This is a genomic window from Streptomyces sp. CBMA123 (assembly GCF_014596465.1).
Taxonomy (GTDB): Bacteria; Actinomycetota; Actinomycetes; order Streptomycetales; family Streptomycetaceae; genus Kitasatospora.
This window is the reverse complement of the sequence record NZ_MECK01000262.1, coordinates 1-7,234: the sequence shown is the minus strand read 5'-3', so window position 1 is coordinate 7,234 and position 7,234 is coordinate 1. Positions and strand designations below refer to the sequence as shown.

The 7,234-nt window shown below is 72.1% G+C and carries 8 protein-coding genes; 3 read left to right on the top strand and 5 right to left on the bottom strand.

Annotation, left to right across the window (positions count from 1 at the left end; all coding sequences use genetic code 11):
- Positions 1–922 (bottom strand): HEAT repeat domain-containing protein (locus BG452_RS26195; RefSeq protein ID WP_188306811.1); only part of this gene is annotated, 922 nt, incomplete at its 3' end.
- Positions 923–1,087: 165 nt separating this feature from the next.
- Here BG452_RS26195 and BG452_RS26190 point away from each other — a divergent pair.
- The gene (locus tag BG452_RS26190) at positions 1,088–1,420 is read left to right on the top strand and encodes a hypothetical protein (RefSeq protein WP_188306810.1); all 333 of its coding nucleotides are present in this window, start codon (positions 1,088–1,090) and stop codon (positions 1,418–1,420) included.
- Here the strand turns inward: BG452_RS26190 and BG452_RS26185 are convergent.
- Positions 1,366–2,163: a hypothetical protein gene (locus BG452_RS26185; protein ID WP_188306809.1), complete on the bottom strand. Its 798-nt coding sequence runs from the start codon at positions 2,161–2,163 to the stop codon at positions 1,366–1,368. The two genes, BG452_RS26190 and BG452_RS26185, sit on opposite strands and share 55 nt — an antisense overlap.
- Positions 2,147–3,376, bottom strand: a complete 1,230-nt coding sequence (locus BG452_RS26180) for a hypothetical protein (RefSeq protein WP_188306808.1) — start codon at positions 3,374–3,376, stop codon at positions 2,147–2,149. Before BG452_RS26180 ends, BG452_RS26185 begins: the two co-directional genes overlap by 17 nt.
- A 604-nt stretch (positions 3,377–3,980) precedes the next feature.
- Here BG452_RS26180 and BG452_RS26175 point away from each other — a divergent pair.
- On the top strand, positions 3,981–4,313 hold the full coding sequence (locus tag BG452_RS26175) for a putative quinol monooxygenase (protein ID WP_188306807.1): 333 nt from the start codon (positions 3,981–3,983) through the stop codon (positions 4,311–4,313).
- A gap of 124 nt (positions 4,314–4,437) precedes the next feature.
- A complete protein-coding gene (locus BG452_RS26170; RefSeq protein WP_188306806.1) occupies positions 4,438–5,208 on the top strand; it encodes an IclR family transcriptional regulator in 771 nt (256 codons plus the stop codon).
- A gap of 36 nt (positions 5,209–5,244) precedes the next feature.
- Here BG452_RS26170 and BG452_RS26165 read toward each other — a convergent pair whose 3' ends face one another.
- Positions 5,245–6,072: a DUF4389 domain-containing protein gene (locus BG452_RS26165; protein ID WP_188306805.1), complete on the bottom strand. Its 828-nt coding sequence runs from the start codon at positions 6,070–6,072 to the stop codon at positions 5,245–5,247.
- A gap of 203 nt (positions 6,073–6,275) precedes the next feature.
- Complete coding sequence (locus BG452_RS26160; RefSeq protein WP_188306804.1) at positions 6,276–6,911, bottom strand: BTAD domain-containing putative transcriptional regulator; 636 nt, start codon at positions 6,909–6,911, stop codon at positions 6,276–6,278.
- Positions 6,912–7,234: the final 323 nt, after the last annotated feature.

Genomic DNA, 7,234 nt, shown 5'->3' with positions numbered 1-7,234 from the left:
GCCGCTCCGCGAGGTCGCGGCCGGCGTGCGGGGCGATGGCCGGGACCAGCCGCGCCGGGGCGCTGCGGGACCGGTCGCAGGCCTCGCCGGCCGCCCACAGGGCTTCGAACGGCACACCGGGGCGATCGTCGCGCAGGGCCGCCTCGATCAGGGCGAAGGCGTTCTCCCGGTCAGCCTCGGTGCCACGGGCCAGCAGGTCCTCGACCACCTGGGGCAGCAGTTCGTGGTGGTACATGCTGGACCGGTCGACGGTGAGCTCGGCGGTGGGCAGCACGGCCAGCGTGGCGGTGTGGTGGGCCCCGCTCCACGCCTCCCCGGCCCGCACGGCGACCAGGACAGCGGCGAGCCGCAGCGGGCGCGGGGTGGCATCGCCGAGCAGCGCCCGGGCGTGCGCGGCGGCGCCCGCAGGGTCCAACCGGCCGATGGCGATCAGCAGTTCGGCCCGTACGGCGGCGTCCTCCTCGACCGTCCAGCGGCGGCGCAGCGCGGGCAGTGCCGTCCCGGTGTCCCGGGTGCGGCCGACGACGGAGGCGGCGAGACCCCGAACCTCCGCCTCGTCGTCCGCCAACAGCGTTGTCAGCAGCGGAAGTTGACCGGCCACGGCGGCCCGGACGGCGCCATCCGGGATCTCCCACTCGTCGTCGGTCTCGGCCAGCCCGCCGAGCATCCACAGGACTTCGACCACCTGGCGCCCAGCCGCCGCGATCCGGGCCAGGAACGGCACGGCGTCCACGCTGGCCGGGTACACCGTGCCCTGGTGCAGGATGCTGGAGTACAGCTCCTCGCGCGCCTCATCCGCCTCCTCCCCGCCCTCGGCGAAGGCCCGCAGCAGGTCGGGCAGGTCCTCGGCGGAACCGTAGGCGTGCGAGACGGTGGCCCAGGGGTGGGCGTCGAGGCCGGCGAGGGCGTCTGCGAGATCCATGGGCGTGATCTTCGCAGCCGGCACCGACAGCGCCGTCGATGCCCTGTCCATACCGTCCCGGCCCACAAGGGAGCAGGGGGTCGACGCCACCGGGTCGTCCAGAAGGGCCGCGCGTCGGGATCGGAGCCAGGAGCGCTCGGCCGCCATCTCGGCCGCGTCACCGCGGTGGAGGAAGGTCGCCCACGGTTCCTGGCCCTGGCCGCCGAGGCGTTCGATGCGGGCGGCTTCGCGGGTCTGGAGGGCGTCCAGGGCGTCGAGCACGGCAGCGGGCCGGGCACCGTAGGCGGTGCAGAGGGCGTGCAGGCGATCGCGCAGGGCGTGGTCTCCGGTGACGCCGGCGCGTCGCTGCTGCTCGGCGGAGCGCAGGGGGACGGCGTACCAGGCGAGTTGGGCGAGGTCGTCGACGGGGTCGCCGGGGGCGGCGAAGTCCCCAGCGTAGCCGGTCAGACGGGCGGCATCAGGTCGCTCTCGCTGACGGTGTACGTCAGCAGGGGGTAGCTGAAGTCCGTCTCCGTGTTCTCGCGGCGTCGTAGCCGGTAGAACTCGCGCTGCTGCTCGTCGTCGGCCGGCACCAGGCGCGTACCTTGCGGGAGGTACGGCTGTCCGTCGCGGAACCGGAGGAAGGTCTTCGAGGTACGGAAGGTGACGCCCAGCCATCGGTTGTCCGCCGCCGGGACGGGCTTGTCCAGGACGATTCTGTGCCTGAGCCGCCGGTTCGAGTCGAGGGAGAACGCGACGACGCTGTTGTGGGCGAGGGGGATCTCGACCTTCTCGACCTTCTCGATCTTCTCGGCCTGCTCGCCCTCGGACTCCTTCGACTCGAAGATCAGCTTCCTCGGCGGGCCCGCATCGGGATGCTGATAGCAGGAGAAGACGGCGATGAACGAATCCTCCGCCAGATCGAGGGCCTGGTCGCAATGGCCGCCCATGGTGGTGTAGGCGTTCGTGTAGCTCTCGATGAGGGCGTTGTTGAAGCCGACTGGCAGCCCCGCGTGTTCCTGGATCCGCTGCGCCAGCCGTTCGTGCACCATCCGGAAGCGCTGCGCCGGGCTGCCGTAGCGGGTGGTGGTGCGGACCAGGGGTACCCCGCCCGCCGCGTCGACCTTGGTGAGCACGGCGCCCTGTCGGCCCTTTCCCACGTCTTCCCAACGGACCGACGCGGACAGTTCCGCGAAGGGATTCCCCTCGGGCGGAAGGTCGAAGGAGAGGATCGCGTCCGAGATCCTAGATCCGGGGAGCAAGGTAGTCCCCCGAGTTCATGCTGAAGAGGAGTTCCTCGCCGTAGTCGATGAAGGCCGAGGTCCGGTTCTCCTCCGCGTACAGCCTGCGCAGCTCGTCCATGCCGTCCGGCGTCGGCGGCTCCAGCTTCACCCGGTCTCCGGCCACGTCGAGGAAGGTCTGGCCGTCCTTGTGCACGGCTTCGGCGTTCGAGCAGCGCACCACGTATCCCAGGCGGGTCGGGAGCAACTCGGCGTCCAGCATCGAGGACCGGATCTCATGCGTGTACAGGCGGTTGGTGGACAGCGGCATGAAGAACACGGAGCCGGGGTGGAGGGTCACGGTGAACTGCGCGGGGAGCGGGACCCCGTCGCCTGCCGCGGTCGGGTCCTTGAGGCGGAAGTGGAGTTTGGTCAGCCCGCTGACCTTCTTCACCCCGTAGTCGAAGGCGTCTTCGGCCAGGGGCTGCAGCTTGTCGAGCCCGTCGTAGAAGGTGCAGAACGCCATCACGCCGTTGACGGGCATGTCCTTGGTCTTGTCGGCGTGGGCCGAGATCTTGGCCTTGGACTGCTTGCGCTCGGCCGTGGCACGGGTGTTGTGGTAGATCTGGGCGAGCACGTGGTTCAGCGGCGCCTGGTTCCGGAAGACGGCGGCGGCCTCGCGGTTCAGAGCCTCCACGATGTCCGTGTCGGTCGGGCCGAAACCCTCGGTCGGCCCCGAGAAATTCGTGGAGCACCGGAGCAGGCGGAAATGCAGTTCGTCACCGCTTCGCGTGACGGGCGTCAGATAGATTCCGCTGCGACGAGCCGCTCCGGGCTTGGTGGACTCCGTCAGGGACTGGAACTCGTGCTCCGCACGGATCCGGCCGAAGTGATCGGTGTCGAGTCCGAAGAAGCGGCGGTAGTACACGCCGACGCCGTGGACGCGGATCGGAACTCGGCCGAGGTCGACGAGCGTCCACGTCGTGTCCGCGTCCTCGTGGTAACCGTCCGACAGCTCCCGGATGACGAATACCCGGGCGGCCGACCGCAATTGAGGGCCGCTGATCCCGGATACATCGCCACACAGGTAGACGGTCTTCTGCGCGAGGTCGGGCGCACCGGAGGCAAGCTCCTCCGGCGTGATGGTGGACCCGAAGAAGTCCCTGATCAGGTCGTTGTCCCGCAGCATCGAAGGCGCGACCAGGATGTTGCTCGCGTCGTCGATGCGGGCTTCCGTCGGCTCTGTTGTGTGCATCACGCTGTCCCTGTCATTCGCAGATCTCGGTGGCTTGCCCGAAAACCGTGGACACGGCTACGGCCCGCACTCTTTCATGTGCGTGGCGAAGCGCGAACGAACGAAAGGAGACGGACCGTTGAATCCCGATGCTCTCACGGGGGCTCGACGGCGGGCAACGGATTTCGCCGTGCGGGCAGTGGGTGCCGGCAGTGTGTGCGGGCACGGTATTCCGTCGTGGTGATCAGGGGCTCGACACCTCGTGACCACCGGAAGCCGAGCGTGTGTGACTGACTGCTTCAGCCGGCGAGTCGAGCACCTCGCCCGGCAGCCATGGCCGGGAGCGGCCGCCGACCGGCGGGCAACGTCGCGCATGACCGGAGCGCAGTCCAGGACCGCGCTCCCCGACTGCTGCCATAGCTCCCCGGACGGGGAAACCACCGGCTGCCGTCCGACCGGAGGGCTCCGGTCGTCGCGACGGGCGGGGCCGGGCAGCGGCCGCGCGGGCGGCCCGGAACGGCGGCGCTTTCCGGCATGGGTGGAATCGCGACACCGTCCGTTTCGCGGGCCGGGCGGCGCTCGGGCAGGGTGGGGCTCGACCGTTCCGCCGAACCGAGAGACCTCCATGATCTTCATCACCGCGAAGTTCCCCGTCCGCCCCGAGCACAGCGCCCGGTGGCTGGACATCGTCCACGACTTCACCGAGGCCACCCGCGCCGAGCCGGGCAACCTGTTCTTCGACTGGTCCCGCAGCGTGGACGACCCGAACGAGTACGTGCTCGTGGAGGGCTTCCGCGACGGCGAGGCCGGCCGGGCCCATGTCGAGTCGGCGCACTTCCGGCAGGCGATGGAGACGCTGGCCGGCGCGGTCGCCGCCAAGCCGAGGATCATCAGCGTCGACCTCCCGGACCGCGAGGGCTGGGACCTGATGGGAGAGATCACGCCCCGCGAGGCCTGAGCCCGGGCCTGCCCCGACTCTGAAGCTGAACCTTAGGGTGAGACCGGGGGCCGGTAGCGGCCCCCGGTCCGGCCACCGGCACACTGGACGGATCACCCAAGGACGATCCGGAGGAGCACCCGTCATGGCCGGTCAGACCGGGCCGCGCGCCGCGGACCGCACCCTGGAGGTGCTGGAACTCGTCGCGGAGGCGACCACGCCGCTCCCGGCCAAGGCCCTCGCCCGCAGCCTCGGCTGCGCCCTGTCGACGGTCTACACCCTCCTCGCCCCGCTCACCGAGCGCGGCTACCTGGTGCGCACGGACGGCGGCTACACCCTCGGCTACCGGGTGTCCGCCCTCCACCGCGCGTTCCAGCGGCAGACGGGCCTGACCGGCGGCATCGACGGCGTGCTCGCCCGCATGCGGCACGCCACCCGCGCCTCGGCGAACTACGTGGCCTACCAGGGCGACGGCCTGGTGATCGCGGACGTGCGCACCGTCTCCGCCGACGGCGACGAGCGGCCCGAGCTCACCGTCGGCGTCGACCCGCGCTCCCACGCCTACGCCCACGGCAAGGTCGCGCTGGCCGCCGCCGGCCCGGCCGCGCGCCGCCGCTACCTCGAACAGCCCGGCCTGCGCCGCTTCACCGCGCACACCATCGCCTCGGTCGAACGGCTCGACGAGGAACTGCGCCGGATCCGCCGGACCGGGGTGGCCCTGGACGTCGAGGAGGCCCGCCCGGGCCTGGCCTGTCTGGCGGCGCCCGTCCTCGGCGCGGACGGCACGGTGGTCGGCAGCGTCTCGCTGGCCGTGCGCCCCGAGGACCTGCGCGCCCGCCGGCCGCAGCTGATCGCCGCCGTCAAGCGGGCCGCCGAGGAGGCGGCCCAGGAGGCGGCTCCGCTCCACCGGGCCTGACGATCGACACGGCGGGCGCGGCGCGCCCCGGGCCGGTCAGCCGGAGACGCCGCCCCGCTCCACCGGCCCCGGCACGAGGGGCGCGATGACGTGCTGGCTCGGGTTGGTGCCGTGGTCCTCGTTGTCGTCGTCGTTGTTCACCGAAGCGGTGACGGAACTCGTCAGCCAGGAGACCACCCCGAGGATCAGGAAGAGGACCAGCAGGCCGCGCCCACCCCCGCTCAGCACCAGCGGGCGGGTGGCCGACACCCGCTCGGGCTCGCTGCCCGGCTCCTCGCCGAACAGCCGCTTGGGGTAGGCGGAGGTGAGCATCACCAGGTAGGCGGTGTACCGCATCTGGTAGCGCAGGATCGCCGTCGTCGCCTCGTACAGCGACTGCGGCATCCGGCCGAGGACCAGCACCACCAGCCAGATGACGATCGAGACCATCCACCAGCCCGCGTGCAGCAGGCCCTGCACGATCGACGCCGGGATGACCAGGATGATGCGGAACAGCACGGCCAGCCGGTTCAGTTCGCCCGGTTGCAGGCCGACCTGCACCGGGTACTCGGGGGCCCGGAACCGGAACGGCGGGTAGCGGTCCACGGTGAGCATCAGATAGGCGGTGACCCGGGTCTCGTACGGGACGAACGCGGTGAGGTAGTCCGCCGCGAACCCGGGCAGCCGGCCGAGGACCAGCGCCCCGAACCAGCCGATCACGGTGACGAAGAACGCCACCACCGACAGCGCCCAGAGCACCACGAACTGCGGGACCAGCAGCAGGAGGCGCAGCAGCACCGTCCAGCGGTCCTGCCGGCCGGCCGCCGGCATGTCCAGCACCGGAAGCCACTCACGGCTGACGGGGGCGGGGGGAGCCTGCCACATCCGGGCCTCCACGGTCTCGGGACGACGGGACCCGGCAGTCGGGCACTGCCGGGTCCCTCCGAAGATCGCAGCCGCCCGCCCGCCCCGCGCGCCGTGCTGCGCCGGACGGGTCTGCCGACGACCCCACCCGGGGGACGGCCCCGCCCTCCGTACGCCGGTTGCCCGATGTCCGGTGGATCGGGAGGGCCGGCCCGGTGGAGCCGTCAGTAGAACAGCTCGGGGCTGAGCTGGTAGTCGTAGCCCGTGCCGCCGGGCCAGTAGAAGCGCACCTCGGCCTTGTAGTCGTGGCCCGAGCTCGGGTTGGTGAGGACCCAGGTGAAGGTGTACGGGCCGGTGTGACACGGGAAGGTGGTGTCCAGCGCCTTGCCGCGGGAGGTGTAGTCCCAGAGGATCACCTCCTCGTTGCAGTTGCCGTTGCCGAAGTTGCTGTACGCCGACGCGGTGACGTGGCCGTTGCCCGCGCTCACGCACGCCCGCTCGTAGTCGGTGCCGCCGCAGCCGCCGCCGCTGGACGCCGCGGCGGTGCCCGTCGCGAACGGTCCCGGCACGTCGTGCAGGGCCGGGCCCGACCAGAGCGCGAGCGCGCCGGAGAGCAGGGTGCGGGCCCGTTCCGGCTGCCAGTTCCGGCGGGCGGTGGCGGCGTCGGCGAGCCCGGCCAGGAAGGCCGTCCGGTCGATCGTGCCCGGGTCGACGTCCAGCCGGTAGCCCTTGCCCTGGTGCCGCAGCAGGCTCGGGCCGGCCCGCTCGGGGCCCACTCCGTCCAGCACCTTGCGGAGCCGGTAGACGTGGCCGGGCAGGGCGCCGGCCCGGTCCGGGGCGTCGTCCCCTCCTCGCCCCACACCCCGTCGATGATGTCGCCCACCGGGACGGTCCGGCCCTCGGCGGCGAGGAGTACCGCGAGGACCGCCCGGTCCCGGGCCCGGTTGAACCGCAGCTCACGGCCCGCGGACCAGGCCCGCAGCGGCCCCAGGCAGGTGAAGCGCAGCTCTGGCACGGCCCTCTCCCAGCACACGGCGGCCAACGCTGCGTCATCCTATGCGCACAGAGCGCGAGTTGACCGGAGATGCCGGAGTCCCGGCCGACCGCCGGTGGGGCGCCGTCGGCCGGGGGCGCGACGCGGCTCCGCACGCCGGGCGGCACGCCGGGCGGCGTGCGGCCGGGT